The sequence below is a fragment of the Streptomyces sp. NPDC005435 genome (genome assembly GCF_040703155.1).
Taxonomy (GTDB): Bacteria; Actinomycetota; Actinomycetes; order Streptomycetales; family Streptomycetaceae; genus Streptomyces.
Genome location: NZ_JBEXEQ010000011.1, coordinates 39,775 through 54,961 on the forward strand (window position 1 = coordinate 39,775; position 15,187 = coordinate 54,961).

At 73.7% G+C, this 15,187-nt stretch carries 14 protein-coding genes; 6 read left to right on the forward strand and 8 right to left on the reverse strand.

The window, feature by feature from the left end:
• Positions 1–12 precede the first annotated feature (12 nt).
• Positions 13–930: a LysR substrate-binding domain-containing protein gene (locus AB0898_RS15630; protein WP_366803460.1), complete on the forward strand. Its 918-nt coding sequence runs from the start codon at positions 13–15 to the stop codon at positions 928–930.
• A gap of 108 nt (positions 931–1,038) precedes the next feature.
• Here AB0898_RS15630 and AB0898_RS15635 read toward each other — a convergent pair whose 3' ends face one another.
• Positions 1,039–2,220, reverse strand: coding sequence for a hypothetical protein (locus AB0898_RS15635; protein WP_366803461.1), 1,182 nt, complete (start codon positions 2,218–2,220; stop codon positions 1,039–1,041).
• 153 nt (positions 2,221–2,373) lie between these two features.
• Between AB0898_RS15635 and AB0898_RS15640 the strand changes: the two genes are divergently transcribed.
• Positions 2,374–2,550, forward strand: coding sequence for a hypothetical protein (locus AB0898_RS15640; protein ID WP_366803462.1), 177 nt, complete (start codon positions 2,374–2,376; stop codon positions 2,548–2,550).
• A gap of 43 nt (positions 2,551–2,593) precedes the next feature.
• On the opposite strand, the gene AB0898_RS15645 is transcribed toward AB0898_RS15640, so the two are convergent.
• The 5 genes from AB0898_RS15645 to AB0898_RS15665 all read right to left on the reverse strand — a co-directional run bounded on the left by AB0898_RS15645 (position 2,594) and on the right by AB0898_RS15665 (position 8,886).
• Complete coding sequence (locus AB0898_RS15645) at positions 2,594–3,790, reverse strand: histidine kinase (RefSeq protein WP_366803463.1); 1,197 nt, start codon at positions 3,788–3,790, stop codon at positions 2,594–2,596.
• 31 nt (positions 3,791–3,821) lie between these two features.
• Complete coding sequence (locus tag AB0898_RS15650; protein ID WP_366803464.1) at positions 3,822–5,549, reverse strand: cation acetate symporter; 1,728 nt, start codon at positions 5,547–5,549, stop codon at positions 3,822–3,824.
• Positions 5,546–5,770: a hypothetical protein gene (locus tag AB0898_RS15655; protein ID WP_366803465.1), complete on the reverse strand. Its 225-nt coding sequence runs from the start codon at positions 5,768–5,770 to the stop codon at positions 5,546–5,548. Before AB0898_RS15655 ends, AB0898_RS15650 begins: the two co-directional genes overlap by 4 nt.
• A gap of 230 nt (positions 5,771–6,000) precedes the next feature.
• Positions 6,001–6,858, reverse strand: a complete 858-nt coding sequence (locus tag AB0898_RS15660) for a LytTR family DNA-binding domain-containing protein (protein WP_366803466.1) — start codon at positions 6,856–6,858, stop codon at positions 6,001–6,003.
• A 147-nt stretch (positions 6,859–7,005) separates the two neighbouring features.
• Positions 7,006–8,886 carry an ABC transporter ATP-binding protein gene (locus tag AB0898_RS15665; RefSeq protein WP_366803665.1) on the reverse strand — a complete coding sequence of 627 codons (1,881 nt, stop codon included), beginning with the start codon at positions 8,884–8,886 and terminating at the stop codon, positions 7,006–7,008.
• A gap of 272 nt (positions 8,887–9,158) precedes the next feature.
• Here AB0898_RS15665 and AB0898_RS15670 point away from each other — a divergent pair, with 272 nt between their 5' ends.
• Positions 9,159–10,067, forward strand: coding sequence for a lysylphosphatidylglycerol synthase domain-containing protein (locus AB0898_RS15670; RefSeq protein WP_366803467.1), 909 nt, complete (start codon positions 9,159–9,161; stop codon positions 10,065–10,067).
• Positions 10,068–10,113: 46 nt separating this feature from the next.
• Here AB0898_RS15670 and AB0898_RS15675 read toward each other — a convergent pair whose 3' ends face one another.
• Positions 10,114–10,740 (reverse strand): TetR family transcriptional regulator C-terminal domain-containing protein, encoded by a 627-nt coding sequence (locus AB0898_RS15675; RefSeq protein ID WP_366803468.1) that lies wholly within the window; start codon positions 10,738–10,740, stop codon positions 10,114–10,116.
• Between the two features lie 90 nt (positions 10,741–10,830).
• Between AB0898_RS15675 and AB0898_RS15680 the strand changes: the two genes are divergently transcribed.
• From AB0898_RS15680 to AB0898_RS15690, 3 genes are all read left to right on the forward strand, one after another.
• Positions 10,831–12,255: an amidase gene (locus AB0898_RS15680; RefSeq protein WP_366803469.1), complete on the forward strand. Its 1,425-nt coding sequence runs from the start codon at positions 10,831–10,833 to the stop codon at positions 12,253–12,255.
• A 97-nt stretch (positions 12,256–12,352) separates the two neighbouring features.
• Positions 12,353–13,117 carry a crotonase/enoyl-CoA hydratase family protein gene (locus AB0898_RS15685; protein ID WP_366803470.1) on the forward strand — a complete coding sequence of 255 codons (765 nt, stop codon included), beginning with the start codon at positions 12,353–12,355 and terminating at the stop codon, positions 13,115–13,117.
• A gap of 220 nt (positions 13,118–13,337) precedes the next feature.
• Complete coding sequence (locus AB0898_RS15690; protein WP_366803666.1) at positions 13,338–14,432, forward strand: mechanosensitive ion channel family protein; 1,095 nt, start codon at positions 13,338–13,340, stop codon at positions 14,430–14,432.
• A 94-nt stretch (positions 14,433–14,526) separates the two neighbouring features.
• On the opposite strand, the gene AB0898_RS15695 is transcribed toward AB0898_RS15690, so the two are convergent.
• Positions 14,527–15,183 (reverse strand): HD domain-containing protein, encoded by a 657-nt coding sequence (locus tag AB0898_RS15695; protein ID WP_366803471.1) that lies wholly within the window; start codon positions 15,181–15,183, stop codon positions 14,527–14,529.
• Between the last annotated feature and the right edge of the window lie 4 nt (positions 15,184–15,187).

Genomic DNA, 15,187 nt, shown 5'->3' on the forward strand with positions numbered 1-15,187 from the left:
CCGAGGTCTTACATGCTCGATCTGCGCCAGCTCCGGTACTTCGTGACCGTCGCGGAGACGGAACACGTCGGCCGCGCCGCCGAACTCCTGCACATCTCCCAGTCACCGCTCAGCCGGCAGATCGCCCAGCTGGAGAAGACCCTCGGCCTGACCCTGTTCGAGCGCAGCCAGCAGCGCATCCGGCTCACCGCCGACGGCCGGGTCTTCCTCTCCGAGGCCCGGGCACTGCTGCTGCACGCCGACCGCCTGGAGAACCTCGGCCGCAGGCTCGGGCGCGGCGAGGAGGGCGGCCTGTGCATCGGGTACGCGACCGACGCCATGCACTCCGGGGTGCTGCCGCGCGCGCTGCGGGAACTGCACGACGAGCGGCCCGGTATCCACGTCGCGCTCTACAACCACCCCACGGCCGAGCAGTTCGAGGGGCTGCGCCGCCGCAGTCTGGACATCGCCCTGGTGTCCGAGCCGCCCGCCGAGGACGACCCCGATCTGCGCGCCGCGCTGCTGCTCGACGATCCGCTGCTGCTCGCCGTGCCGAGCGGGCACCCGGTGGCGGACCTGGCGGAGATCACGCCCGCCGATCTGGAGGGGCTGCCCTGGATCGCGGTGGAGAACAGCCGACGCGCTGCCTGGCGGGACGAGTTCATCGCCGCGTGCGCCGCGTCCGGGTTCACCCCGGACATCCGCCTGGAGGCCGCCGAACCGCTCACCGCACTCGGGCTCGTGGCCTCCGGGCTGGGTCTCGCGCTGGTCCAGCGGAGCATGGTGCGCGGTGAGCCGGCCGGGGTGACGGTGCGCGAACTGCCCTGGCTGGACATGTCCGTTCGGCTGTGGGCGGTGTGGCACCGGGTGGATCTGCGGCCGGTGGTGGCGTCGTTCCGGGAGACGGTGCTCGCCGGCCGCGAGGGGGCGGGCGGCGGGAAGGGCGCGTAGGACGACACGTCCGGCCGCCGAGGCGCGCCGCCCCGCGCGGTACCACGGCGACGCTCGGCACTGCGCCAACGCTCAGCGCCCCGGCAACGCCCAGCGCCGCGGCAACGCTCAGTACCGCAGCAGCGCCGCCACCCCGCCCGCCTCCGCCAGCGTGCCGTCGGGTACGAACAGCACATGGGAGTCGGCGGCGATCGCCCGGTCGACCAGCTGTTCCACGATGTCGGTGGCCACGCCGATGGTGTGCGGCGGGGGTGTCACGTCCGGCTTGGGCTCGGGCAGGGTGACCGGCTTGGGCACCTCGGCCAGCTCCAGGACCCGGCCGTCCTCGGTGACCCGGCCCGCGAGGTACAGCCCCTCCTCCACGATCAGCCGCTGCACCCGCTTGTCCGCGACGGCGGTCCACACCTCCAGCGGCCCGCCGGCGTACTTGCCCTGTCCCCGCGCCTCGTTCAGCGCGCCGACCGCTTCGGCGACCTGCCTCGCGCGGAACTCTTCGAGGAGCGGCTCCAGGCGTTTCATCAGGTCCTGCGGGCGGTCCTTGTCCATGCCGGTGAGCTGGAGGGTGCCGGAGATCGCGTTGCCGTGCGTCGTGACGTCGCGGAACGCGGAGAGGATCTTGTCGCCGCCGATGACGAACAGCGGCAGATCGGTGTGCTCGTCCAGCGCCTCGCCCAGCTTGCGGTCCACGCGGCGCAGATACTGCTCGACCCGCTCCCGGTGCCCCTCGTAGGGCGCGGAGTGCGGGATGGCGCCGGGCAGCGCGTCCTCGGGCGAGGGGATCTCCGGCCGACAGGGGAAGCCGTGGTGCTCGACCTGCGTCAGGCGCCGGACGGCACCGTGGTAGAGGCGGCACATCTCCTGGTCGAGGACCAGGACGAGGAAGGGCCGGGAGCGCTGTTCGGCCGCGTCCAGATAGCGCGTCAGGAACGACTCCGCGAACTCGACGCGCGGCTGTACGGGCGCAAGGGAGGTCATCTGCCAGACCTGGACCGGCTCGTCGGCGGCCACGTAGACGACCATGGCGTCGTCCGGGTGGAAGGGGTCGGCGACGCGCTCGATCACCGCGGGCTCCAGCAGGTGGTCCCGCAGCTCAAGGCGTGTGTCCCGGCCCACCTCCGGGTCGTCGGCCAGCCGGCGCCTGGCCTCGGTCACCAGGTCGCGCAGGAGGATGCGGTCCTTCTCGCTGAAGGGGAAGTCCGGATCGGTCGGCATCACCATCGTGATGGCGGGGTACGCACGGCGCTCGCTCAGAGCGGCACGGATCTCGGGAGTCAGCTCAGAGGTATGCACCAAGTCAGCGTCGCACCGAGCCCCCAGGCCCGCACCTCGAAACCGGTGTGCGCCCGCCACCACCCGAACGGCCGCCCAGTCGCCACCCGTACGGGTGCGGCGTACCGTGAATCTAACGAAATTCCGGGTGCCGTCACCCCGAGGAGCCGAGTCATGCGTAAGAACTCTCCGGTCAAGGGACACCACGGCCTCGGCGCGCGCGGCCAGGGCAAGCTGCTCTACTACCACACGCAGATTCCCGAGGCGGCCGCCAAGCAGGCGAAGGGCCAGCCGCACGACAGTCACCGTCAGCAGCAGGAGCGCCGCCGCTCCGACGGCCGCTGGACCTGACCGGCCCGTCCGCCGAGCCCGGCCCGCCCACCGCGCCGGACGCTCAGCTCCGGCGCGGCGCGGGGCGGAACTTGGGAACCCGTACGGTGATCTTCGTACCGGCGCCGACGCCGGTCTCGACGACCAGGCCGTACGGGTCTCCGTACACCTGACGCAGTCTGCGGTCCACGTTGCTCAGGCCGATGCCGGTGCCGGGTCCGGCGGTGCCGCGCAGGACGGCGCGGGCCCGGTCGGGTTCCATGCCGACGCCGTCGTCCTCGATGACGACGCGGGCCTCGGTGCCCTCGTCCTCCGCGATGATCGTGATGCGGGCGCGTTCGGCGGACTCGGCGAGTCCGTGCTTGAGCGCGTTCTCCACGAGCGGCTGGAGGCACAGGAACGGCAGGGTGACCGGCAGCACCTCGGGCGCGATGCGCAGGGTCACCGCGAGCCGGCGGCCGAAGCGGGCGCGGGCCAGCTCCAGATACTGCTCGATGGAGCGCAACTCCTCGGCGAGCGTGGTGAAGTCGCCGTCCCTGCGGAACGAGTAGCGCGTGAAGTCGGCGAACTCCAGCAGGAGTTCACGGGCGCGCTCGGGGTCGGTGCGGACGAACGAGGCGATGGACGCGAGCGAGTTGTAGATGAAGTGCGGGGAGATCTGGGCGCGCAGGGCGCGGATCTCGGCCTCGATGGCGCTGGAGCGGGCCCGGTCCAGATCGACCAGTTCGAGCTGCACCGACACCCAGCGGGCGACCTCCCGCGCCGCGCGCACCGGTACGGCGTCCTCGCGGCCGGCGAAGGCGGCGAGGACGCCGCTCACCCGGCCGTCGACGGTCAGCGGGACGAGGACGCCCCGGCGCACGGGACAGCCCTCGTGCGCGCAGGACAACTCGACGCTCTGCTCGCGGCCGGTGCGCACGACCTGCGCGAGCAGCATCGCCGTCGCCTCGCGGTGGTGGTCACCGGCACCGTCCCAGGCGAGCACGGCCCCCTCGTCGGCGAGGGCGAGGGCGACAGTGCCGAGGAGCGGGCGCAGCCGCCGGGCCGCCTTGCGGGCGGTGTCCGGGGTGAGCCCGGCGCGCAGGGGCGGCGCGGCGAGCGAGGCGGTGTGCAGGGTGTGGAAGGTGGCCTGTTCGACGGGGGTGCCGGGGCCCGCCGGGTTCTCCTGCTGGCGGCGTACGGCGACATGGCCGAGGGCGGCGCCGAGGACGAACAGGGCGAGTCCGGCGACGGCGAGCAGCAGGAAGCCGAGGGCGCTCATCGGGACCTCCGGGGGAATGTGATCACTCGTGTCACCGGCCCGCGCCCGCCTTCTCCTTCTCCGGCAGATGCAGCCGGGCCATGGTGGCGGCGGTGCCGGGCGGCACCCGGTCGCGGGTGGCCAGGGAGATCAGCACCATCGCGGCGAACCCGACCGGCACCGACCAGACGGCGGGCCAGGCCAGCAGGGTGTGCGCCCAGCCGGAGCGGGCGCCCCCGGCGATGGTCGCGGTGACGGCGGTGAGCGCGGAGCCGCCGCCGAGGATCAGCCCGGCGATCGCACCGGGCGGGGTGAGCCCGCGCCACCAGATGCCGAGCACGAGCAGCGGGCAGAAGGAGGACGCGGACACGGCGAAGGCGAGCCCGACCGCGTCGGCCACCGGCAGCTCCCCGACGAAGGCGCCGGCCGCGGCGGGCACCGCGATGGCGGGGACGACGGCGGCCCTGAAGTGCCGGAGCCCCAGGGCGGGAAGCACGTCCTGGGCGAGCACTCCGGCGACCGACATGGTGAGTCCGGAGGCCGTGGAGAGGAAGGCCGCGCAGGCGCCGCCCGCGAGCAGCGCGCCGAGCAGATCGCCGCCCACCCCGCCGATCAGCCGCTGGGGCAGGACGAGGACCGCGAGGTCGGTGTCGCCGGTGAGCAGCAGGTCGGGGGCGTAGAGCCGGGCGAGCGCGCCGTAGAGCGGCATCGGGAGGTAGAAGGCGCCGAGCGCGCCGAGGACGATCAGGGTGGTGCGGCGGGCGGCGCGGCCGTCGGGGTTGGTGTAGAAGCGCACGACGACGTGGGGCAGGCCCATGGTGCCGAGGAAGGTGGCGAGGATCAGCCCGTAGGTGGCGTAGAGGCCGTGCTGTTCGCGGTGCGGGGACTGCGGCTGCGCCCAGCTCGACGGGGCCGACCCGGCGGTTTCCCGGTCGGGCAGCGGGACGCGGGCACCGGCCGGGAAGCGCAGGCCGGTGTGCGCGCCGATGTGGTGGCGGCCCTCGGTGAGCCGGAGCGTGCCGTGCTCGACCTTGCGGCCGTCCACGGTCCCGGAGACGTCGGTGACCCGGACCGGTTCGCGGACGGTCATGGTCAGCGCGTGGTCCACGCGGACCTCGGTGGAGCGGTGGAAGACGGGCCGGTCGTCCCACACGGGCGCGGGGGCGTGGTCCGAGCGCCAGGCGAGCAGCAGGAACACGACCGGCACCAGCAGCGCGGTGAGCTTGAGCCAGTACTGGAAGGCCTGTACGAAGGTGATGCTCCGCATGCCCCCGGCCGCCACGGCCGCCGTCACCACCGCGGCGACGACCAGCCCGCCGAGCCAGCCGGGCGCCCCGGTGAGCAGCCGCAACGTCAGTCCGGCACCGCGCAGTTGGGGCAGCAGATACAGCCAGCCGATGCCGACGACGAGGACTCCGGCGATCCGGCGCACGGCCCGCGACTCCAGGCGCGCCTCGGCGAAGTCGGGCAGCGTGTACGCCCCGGAGCGGCGCAGCGGGGCGGCGACGAAGACCAGCAGGACGAGGAACCCGGCCGTGTAGCCGATGGGGAACCAGAGCATGTCCACGCCCTGCGCGAGGAGCAGTCCGGCGATGCCGAGGAAGGACGCGGCGGAGAGGTATTCGCCGCTCACCGCGAAGGCGTTGAGCCGGGGTGCGACGGTGCGCGAGGCGACGTAGAAGTCCGAGGTGGTGCGCGAGATGCGCAGGCCCAGCGCGCCGACGAGGGCCGTGGCGAGCACCACGGCCGACACTCCGGCGATTCCGTACGTCTGGTTCAACGCCCGGTCACGTCGCCCTCGTTGCGCTCGGCGCGGCGGACGTACCAGGCGCCGATGCCGAGCAGTGTGGGGTACGGCGCGACGCCGAGGGCGACCCAGACGGCGAGCGGGACGCCGGCCCGGCCGGTGGCGGGCAGGACGTGGAAGAGGACGGGGAGCAGGCCGAGGAGGAGGGCGAGCAGGGCGGTGACGGTGAGCGCAGCGCACAACTGACGGCGCATCAACTTGCCTACGCTGGGGCTGTGTTCGATGGATCTCGCGGACCCGGAAAGGGGGCGCGTGGCCGGCTTCCCCGTGATCGTCTCGCGGCGCGGCGGGACGGGCTCCGCACCCATGACGCACCCCCGAGGCCCCGGTGATCGGCTAGTTGCGGCGAGTGTACGCAGCACGTCAGCGGTGAGGTAGCCACCTGACGCGGTTCGGCACATGGTCGCCACAGGGCGGGGCCGCGTCAGCGGGGGCGGTCGGCCGCGCGGGTGGCGCGACGGGCCAGCAGGTCGCGCAGCTCGCGGGCGTTGCGGCGGCTGACGGCGAGGACGCGGTCGCCGACACGGACGGTCAAGTTGCCTCCCTCCAGGCGCAGTTCCTCGATCCGGGCCAGGGCCACGAGGTGGCTGCGGTGGATGCGCACGAACCCGTGCGGGCGCCACTGCTCCTCCAGGGTGGACAGCGGGATGCGGACCAGATGGCTGCCGTACGGGGTGTGCAGGCGGGCGTAGTCGCCCTGCGCCTCGGCGTGGACGATGTCGGAGACGGGCACGAAGCGGGTCACCCCGCCCAGTTCCACGGGGACTTGATCGGTTCCGCCGCTTCCCGGCCGGGCGGCGGGGACGGCCGGCCTCGGGCCCTGCCCGGCGCGGGTCAGCTCGGCCACCCGGCGGACCGCCTCCGCGAACCGCTCGGCGCGCAGCGGCTTGAGGAGGTAGTCGACGGCCTTGAGGTCGAAGGCGCGCAGCGCGAAGTCCTCGTGCGCGGTGACGAAGACGATGAGCGGCGGGGCGGCGAACCCGCCGAGCAGCCGGGCGAGTTCGAGCCCGCTGAGGCCCGGCATGTGGATGTCGAGGAAGACGACGTCGATGGCGCCGGTGCCGCCGGGTCCGGTTTCGACCGCCCGGCCGAGCAGGCGCAGCGCCTCGGTGGCGTCGAGGGCGGGCAGCACGTCCCCGACGCGCGGGTCCTCGCCGAGGAGGTACAGCAGCTCTTCGAGGGCGGGTTCCTCGTCGTCCACGGCGAGCACCCGCAACGGGGTCGCGTGCGCCGCGAGTTGGGCGGTGGGGTCGGTCTGTCGCGCCCGTTCCGTGGAACTCATCACCGCTGCTCTCTGCCCCGACGCGCCCGGTGCACCGGGCCTTGCCCGAGGAATGGTGGTCCAGCGCGACCGCCGCCGTCGAGACCTGCGACGACGGCGGTCGTACGGGACGGACGGCTCGCCACCAGATCGCGAGGGCGCCGCCCGTCAGGCCACCACCTCCTCCACCCCGTCCCGCCGCGCCGCGAACTGCGTCCGGTACAGCTCGGCGTAGCGCCCGCCCGCCGCGAGCAGTTCGTCGTGCGTGCCCCGCTCCACGATCCGCCCCGCCTCCACCACCAGGATCTGGTCGGCGGCCCGCACGGTGGACAGCCGGTGGGCGATCACCACGGCGGTGCGGTCCCGCAGGGCCTCGGTCAGGGCCTCCTGGACAGCGGCCTCGGCGGTGTTGTCCAGGTGCGCGGTGGCCTCGTCCAGGATGACGACCCGCTGCCGGGCGAGCAGCAGCCGCGCGATGGTCAGCCGCTGGCGTTCGCCGCCGGAGAGCCGGTAGCCGCGTTCGCCGACCACGGTGTCCAGGCCGTCGGGCAGGGAGCGTACGGCCTCGGCGAGGCGGGCCCGGCCGAGCGCGTCCCACAGCTCGGCGTCGGTGGCGCCGGGCCGGGCGAGGAGCAGGTTGGCGCGGACGGTGTCGTGGAAGAGGTGGCCGTCCTGGGTGACCAGGCCGACGGTGGCCCGCAGCGAGGCGCCGGTCAGCTCGCGCACGTCGGTGCCGGCGACACGTACGGCCCCGGAGTCCACGTCGTACAGCCGTGGCAGCAGCTGGGCGATGGTGGACTTGCCCGCGCCGGAGGAGCCGCCGAGGGCGACCGTCTCGCCGGGTGCGGCGCGGAAGGAGATGCCGTGCAGGACCTCGGCGCCGCCCCGCCGGTCGAGTGTGGCGACCTCCTCCAGGGAGGCGAGGGAGACCTGTCCGGCGGCCGGGTAGGCGAAGCGCACGTCCTCGAACTCGACCGCGACCGGCCCCTCGGGCACCGCGACGGCGTCCGGCTTCTCGGTGATGAGCGGCTTCAGGTCCAGCACCTCGAAGACGCGCTCGAAGCTGACCAGCGCGCTCATCACCTCGACGCGGGCCCCGGCGAGCGCGGTCAGCGGGGCGTAGAGGCGGGTGATCAGCAGGGCGAGGGAGACGACGGCGCCCGCCTCCAGGGTGCCGTGCAGCGCGAACCAGCCGCCGAGCCCGTAGACCAGCGCGAGGGCCAGGGCGGAGACGAGGGTGAGGGCGGTGATGAACACCGACTGCGCGGTGGCGGTGCGCACCCCGATGTCGCGGACCCGGCGGGCGCGCGCCGCGAACTGCGCGGACTCCTCCTCGGGGCGCCCGAACAGTTTCACCAGGGTGGCGCCGGGCGCCGAGAAGCGCTCGGTCATGCGGGTGCCCATGGCCGCGTCGAGGGTCGCGGCCTCGCGCTGCATCAGGGCCATGCGGTGGCCCATGCGGCGGGCGGGCAGCACGAACACCGGGAGCAGGGCGAGCGCGAGCAGGGTGATCTGCCAGGACAGGCCGAGCATGACGGCGAGGGTGAGGAGCAGGGTGACCAGGTTGGTGACCACGCCGGACAGGGTGCCGGCGAAGGCCCGTTGGGCACCGATCACGTCGTTGTTGAGTCGGCTGACGAGCGCTCCCGTACGCGTACGTGTGAAGAAGGCGACGGGCATCCGCTGCACATGATCGAAGACAGTGGTGCGCAGATCGAGGATGAGGCCCTCCCCCAGGGTCGCCGACAGCCGCCGGACCAGGACGCCGAGTCCTGCCTCCACGACGGCGACGAGCGCGATCAGCAGGGAGAGCCGTACCACCGTGCCGGAGTCGTGGCCCGCCACGATGGCGTCGACGACCCGTCCGGCGAGCACCGGCGTGGCCACCGCGAGCAGCGCGGAGCCGATCCCGAGCAGCACGAAGCGGGCGATGGCCGCGCGGTGCGGGCGGGCGAAGGCGGCGATGCGGCGCAGTGTGGCGCGGGCGAGGGGGCGGTGCTCCTGGGCGTTCAGCACGCTGTGGAGCTGTGTCCACGCGGTGGTCTCCATGCTCATGAGCAGCACCGTAAAACCTCAAGTTTTATTGAGGTCAAGGCGCGCGTCGCCCCACCCGCTCCACCGTCCCCAGTAACCTCCCCACCCCGCTCCCCGCGAAGGCTGCCGCCATGACCGCTCCCGCTCCCGCCCGCTCGCTGCCCGGCCGCAAGCCGCCGTCCGCCCCGCCGCCACCCGCCGTTGGGACACCGGGGGAAGCCTCCCCGGGTGTGACGGCTCCGACCTCTTCTCCCCTACGGCCGCCGCGGCGCGTCCATGTCCGCCGCGTGCTGTGTCTCCTGCCGCTGGTGCTGGTCGCCGTGGTCGCGGTACGCCATCGCTCGGTGCTGGCCGAGGGGTTCGGGCAGGTGCGTACCGCGTCGCCGGCCTGGCTGCTGGTGGCGGCCGCGGCGACCTGTCTGACCTGGGTCGCGGCCGCGTGCACCCGCCAGGGCGCGGTCCTGCGGCCGCTGCCCAAACGGCGGCTGCTCGCCACCCAGTTCGCGGCGGGCGCGGCCAATCATCTGCTGCCCACCGGCCTCGGCGCGAGCGCGGTGAACCTGCGCTTCCTGACCGTGTGCGGGGTGCCGCTCGCCCGTTCCTCGGCCGCGCTCGCCCTGTACCTGCTGGCGGAGTGCGTGGGCCGGCTCGGTCTGCTGGCCGCGCTGCTGATCGCGTTCCCGGACGCGCTGCGCCTGCGTCCCGTCCTGCCCGACGGCTCGGCGCTGCCCCTGCTGCTGGGCGGTGCGGCCCTGGTGCTGACGGCGGGGGCCACGCTGTTCCTCGTACGACGGCTGCGCGCGACCGTCGCCCGGTTCCTCCGGGAGACCCTGGGCGAGGCCCGCTCGGTGCACCGGCGCCCCGCCCGCGCCCTGGCCCTGTGGGGCGGCGCCCTGGCCTTCCCGGCGCTCCAGGCGGCCGGTCTCGTGGCGGTGGGCCGCGCGCTCGACCTGCCGGTACCGGCCCCGCACGCGGCCCTCGCCTACCTCGCGGCCACCACCGCGGTCGCCCTCGTCCCCACCCCGGGCGGCATCGGCTCGGTGGAGGCCGCACTGGTGGTCGCCCTGGTCGCGGCGGGCGGCCCGGCGGCCGTGGCGACGGCGGTGGTGCTGGCGTACCGGATGATCACCGTCTGGCTCCCGCTGGTACCGGGGGCGCTGACGCTGGGGGCGTTGGTGCGGTTGCGGGTGATCTGAGTGCAGCGCGGCCCCTTCGAGGACGCGGCGAGGAGCCGGCGGACCGTTATCGGGGGTGCGGGGTGCCGAGGCGTTTCCAGAGGCCGGACAGATGCGCGCGCAGGACCTCCTCGGCTTCCCGCCCGGTCAAGTGGCCGATGAGCACATGGGTGGTGAGGCCGTCCGCGAGAGCGAGCAGGGCGCGAGCCTCGCGCTGCGGGTCGGGCGGCGGGGCGCCTTCGCCGCCCGAGCCGGTCTCGGCGGCCTCTGTGATGAGACGGACGAGGAGGGACTGGAGGGCCGTGTAGCCGGCTCTCAGCGGACCGGCGAGTGACTCGCTGACGGCGGCCTGGGCGACGAACGCGAGCCAGATCCGCGCTTCCGCCCGGTGTTCCTCGCGGAGCAGGGCGATCTCGTCGGCCGCATGGTCCAGGGCGGCGGCGGCCGACCGGTCCGGGCCGGCGGCCAGGCGGGTCCTCACTCGCTCGGTGATGCGCTCGCCGACGTGGTCGACGGCGAAGAGGAGCATCTCCCCCTTGGTGCGGAAGCAGCGCTGGACGGCGCCCACGGAGACCTGCGCGCGGGCGGCGACCTCGCGCATGCTCACCCCCTCCGGCCCGTGTTCGTCGGCGAGGAGGCAGACGGCCTCGGCGATCCGGCGGCGTCGGCTCTCGTAGTCCACCTGTCTGGGCATGCGCGGTCGGCCTCCTTATTCCAATACGATCGTATCGGTTCCGGGTTAGGGTGCGGACCCGGGCACTTCGGCATGTGGAGGGAAAACGCGATGATCAGGCAGGACGCCTTGTGGGCCATGACAGCCGCCGCGCAGTCGGAGGCGGTCCGAGGCGGGGAGATCTCGGCCCTCGAACTGGTCGACAGCCATCTGGCCCGCATCGCCGAGGTCAACCCACAGGTCAACGCGGTGACGCAGCTGATGGCCGAGCGAGCCCGCGAGGCGGCGGCGCGGACGGACCGACGGCGAGCGGCGGGTGAGGAACTCGGGCCACTGGCCGGTGTGCCGTTCACGGTGAAGGAGACCACCGCTGTCGAAGGCGTGCCGACCACGCTCGGAACGGCACGCTTCCGCGACATGGTGGCTCCGGCCGACGCACCCCCGGTGGCCCGGCTCCGCGCGGCCGGAGCCGTACCGATCGGCCACAGCAACATGCCCACCCTGGTCCTGGCCGGGATGCACACCCGCAGCGAGCTGTTCGGCGACACCGTCAACCCGTGGGACCGGAGCCGGACCCCGGGCGGCAGCAGCGGCGGTGACGGAGTGGCCGTCGCCACCGGCATGGCCGCGCTCGGACTCGGCAACGACTCCGGCGGGTCGGTGCGGATTCCGGCCGCGTTCTGCGGGGTGACGGCGCTGAAGCCGACCACCGGACGGTTCCCCGCCGACCACCGCGTCCTCGGCCCGGACGACCCGGGACCGGCCTCACAGATGCTGGTCACCGACGGGCCCCTGGCCCGTACGGTCGCCGACCTGCGGCTGGCGTACGAGACGCTGGCCGGGACCGACCCCCGCGACCCACGGGCCGTTCCCGTGCCCCTGTACGGCGAGCCGCTGCCGGGGCCGCTCAAGGTCGCGGTCGTCGCCGACCCCGGAGGCCACGGCGTCCACCCCACGGTCCGCGCGGCCGTCACCGCGGCGGCGGACGCGTTGCGCGACGCGGGGTACGACGTACGGGAGTTGACCGACGTTCCGCAACTGGACGAGGCGCTGGAGGCGTACGGCCGCATCACCGTGACCGAGTTCGCGCCGACCTGGCCGGTGGTGCGCGCGCTGCTCGGCGAGGGCCAGGACCGCTACATCCGGTGGGCCATGGAGAAGACCCCGCCCGCGAGCGCCGCGGAACTCACGAAGCTGATGGGGACCTGGCTCACCATCCGCCGCTCCTGGGCGGAGTTCCTCGACGAGTACCCCCTGCTGCTCGGGCCGGTGTTCACCGAGCCGCCCGTCGAGCCGGGCCTGGAGTCACGCGACGAAGCGGGACGGGAACGGGTCGCCTCGGCCATGCGCCTGTGCACGGTGACCAGCTTCGTGGGCGTGCCCTCGGTCGCCGTGCCGACCGGAGTCCACGACGGACTGCCGGCCGGCGTGCAGATCGTCGGGCGCGCCTTCCGGGAGGACCTGTGCCTGGCCGCCGCCCAGGAGATCGAGAACCGCCTCGGCGGGCTCACGCCGATCGACCCCCGCCGAGGGTGACCCGGCTCGGCCGCCCCTCCCGCTCCGGGCCCCGCGAGCGGAGGATGTGACCGCACGACCAGGGAAGACCGCGACAACGCAGCGAAGAGGAGTCACCGTGCCGGTCCGTGTGGAGCGCAAGGGGTTCGTCACCACCGTCGTCCTGTCCCGGCCGGAGGCCCGGAACGCCGTGGACGGGCCGGCCGCCGCCGAACTGGCCGACGCCTTCCGGGCGTTCGAGGCGGACGACGGCGCGCGGGTGGCGGTGCTGTGGGGGGAGGGCGGCACGTTCTGCGCGGGGGCGGATCTCAAGGGGATCGGTACGCCGCGCGGGAACCGGGTCGAGGAGGACGGGGACGGGCCGATGGGGCCGACCCGGCTGCGGCTGTCCAAGCCGGTGGTCGCGGCCGTCGCCGGGCACGCCGTGGCGGGCGGTCTGGAGCTGGCGCTGTGGTGCGATCTGCGGGTCGCCGAGGAGGACGCGGTGTTCGGGGTGTTCTGCCGCCGCTGGGGCGTGCCGCTGATCGACGGGGGCACGGTACGGCTGCCCCGGCTGATCGGCACCGGGCGGGCGCTGGACATGATCCTGACCGGGCGCCCGGTGGAGGCCGCCGAGGCACACGCCATCGGGCTCGCGGACCGCGTCGTACCGAAGGGTCACGCCCGCTCGGCGGCCGAGGAGTTGGCCGCTGTCATCGCCCGTTTCCCGCAGGACTGCCTGCGTGCCGACCGGGCGTCCGCCCTGGACCAGGAGGGGCGGCCCGAGGAGGCGGCGATGCGGGCCGAACTGCTCGGCGGGCGGGACGTGTTGGGCGAGGCGCTGCGGGGTGCGCGGCGGTTCGCGGACGGGGCCGGGCGGCACGGGTCGTTCACCGCGCCGTGAGCGGCGGGAAGTTACCCCGAGTAAGCGATCATGCTCCGCCGTCCCGGTGCGGAACGGCCTCCGGGATACGGCAGGATGACGAGCGAACGCGCCCGCCGGCGTACGGCGTGCGGCGCGCCACGGCACATCCCGGACTTCGAGCAGGTGACAACGTGACGAGACTTCACTTCAGGCTCCACGCGGCCGTGTCGGCCCTGGGAGGCGGCCGGTGAACCACGTGCTGACCCGTGACGCGACGCTGGACGACCTCGTGCTCGCCGGGATCACCCTCGCGGCCGGTGTGGTGCTGGCCTTCCTGTCCCGCACCGTGCTGCGCTGGCTGGCCAAGCACGCCAAGCGGACCAAGTGGAGCGGCGACGACGTCATCGTGGACGCGCTGCGCTCGGTCGTGCCGTGGGCGGCGATAGCGGGCGGTGCGGCGACGGCCGCGGCGGTGCTGCCGCTGACCCGGACCACGCAGCACAACGTGTACCAAATTCTCGAGGTCTGGATCATCTTCGTGGTGACCCTGTCCGCGGCGCGGGTGATCGCGAACCTCGTGCACGCCGTCACCCAGTCCCGCTCGGGCGTGGCGGGCTCGGCCACGATCTTCGTGAACATCACCCGGGTGCTGGTCCTCGCCATCGGCTTCCTGGTGGTGCTGCAGACCCTCGGCATCTCCATCGCGCCCCTGCTCACCGCCCTGGGTGTCGGCGGTCTGGCCGTCGCGCTGGCCCTCCAGGACACGCTGGCCAACCTGTTCGCGGGCATCCACATCCTCGCCTCCAAGACCGTGCAGCCGGGCGACTACATCCGGCTCAGCAGCGGCGAGGAGGGCTACGTCGTCGACATCAACTGGCGCCAGACGACCGTCCGTCAGCTCTCCAACAACCTCGTGGTCATCCCCAACGGCCAGCTGGCCAAGACCAACATGACCAACTTCACCCGGCCCGAGCAGCAGCTCACGATGCTGGTGCAGGCGGGCGTGGGCTACGACTCGGACCTCGAACACGTCGAGCGCGTGACCGCCGACGTCGTGAACGAGGTCATGACCGAGATCACCGGCGCCCTCCCCGAGCACGAGGCGGCCATCCGCTTCCACACCTTCGGCGAGTCCCGCATCGACTTCACGGTCATCCTCGGTGTCGGCGAGTTCAGCGACCAGTTCCGCATCAAGCACGAGTTCATCAAGCGCCTGCACCGCCGCTACCGCGAGGAGGGCATCTCGATCCCGGTCCCGGCCCGCACGGTGACGCTGCAGCAGGGGGCGCCGCTGATCCCGCATCAGCGGGGTACCGCCGGCGTACCGACGGGTCCGGCCCTGGCCGACCAGTGAGCCGGGTGGCGGCGCCCCTTCGGCAGCCCTTTCGGCAGCCCCTTCGGCAGGGCGCCGCCACCACCGGCCTCAGTCACCAAACACCGCGCCCCGCTCAGTCCTCGGACGCCGTGCCCCGCGACCAGCCCCGCCGCTCGCCTTCGTCGATGAGGTGCCGGCCCGCCGTCCACAGCGAGGCGGAGGCGTCCCCGATCACCGCCTTGCGGGCCCGGACGTCGTCGGCGGTGACCCCGGGGGTACGCCAGGTTCCGCCGCGCGCCATCCAGTTGAGCAGCAGCGGCTGGAGCCGGTCCATGGCCTTGGCGAACCGGGCCTCGGGGGTGACGCGCTCCTCGAACTCGTCCCACAGGGCCCGCAGCCGCCGGGCCTGGTCGTCCGGGAGCAGCCGGAACAGCTCGTCGGCCGCGACCGCCTCCCGCTCCAGCTGACCGGCGCCGCCCGCGCCGTCGTACAGCGGGGTGTCACCGGCGTAGATCTCCACCAGGTCGTGCAGCAGCACCAGCTCGATGGTGTGGCCGACGTCGATGGGCTCGTCCGCGTGCTCGGCGAGGACCGCCACCATCATCGCCAGGTGCCACGAGTGCTCGGCGTCGTTCTCCCGGCGGTCCGCCGCCGCGAGGGGCGACTGGCGGAGCACGGTCTTCAGCCGGTCCACCTCCACCAGGAAGGTGAGCTGGGCCCGCAGCCGCTCCTCGATGCCGTCGGGCAGGGGCGTCTTGTCCACGAGAAGGTTCCGGCGTTCATCGGTCACCGGC

Bases quoted from the DNA above. Each gene is read 5' to 3' on its own strand.
- AB0898_RS15655 (WP_366803465.1), bottom strand. From the start codon at position 5,770: ATGCGCCGTCAGTTGTGCGCTGCGCTCACCGTCACCGCCCTGCTCGCC.
- AB0898_RS15645 (WP_366803463.1), bottom strand. From the start codon at position 3,790: ATGAGCGCCCTCGGCTTCCTGCTGCTCGCCGTCGCCGGACTCGCCCTG.
- AB0898_RS15680 (WP_366803469.1), top strand. From the start codon at position 10,831: ATGATCAGGCAGGACGCCTTGTGGGCCATGACAGCCGCCGCGCAGTCG.
- AB0898_RS15660 (WP_366803466.1), bottom strand. From the start codon at position 6,858: ATGAGTTCCACGGAACGGGCGCGACAGACCGACCCCACCGCCCAACTC.
- AB0898_RS15640 (WP_366803462.1), top strand. From the start codon at position 2,374: ATGCGTAAGAACTCTCCGGTCAAGGGACACCACGGCCTCGGCGCGCGC.
- AB0898_RS15665 (WP_366803665.1), bottom strand. From the start codon at position 8,886: ATGGAGACCACCGCGTGGACACAGCTCCACAGCGTGCTGAACGCCCAG.
- AB0898_RS15630 (WP_366803460.1), top strand. From the start codon at position 13: ATGCTCGATCTGCGCCAGCTCCGGTACTTCGTGACCGTCGCGGAGACG.
- AB0898_RS15675 (WP_366803468.1), bottom strand. From the start codon at position 10,740: ATGCCCAGACAGGTGGACTACGAGAGCCGACGCCGCCGGATCGCCGAG.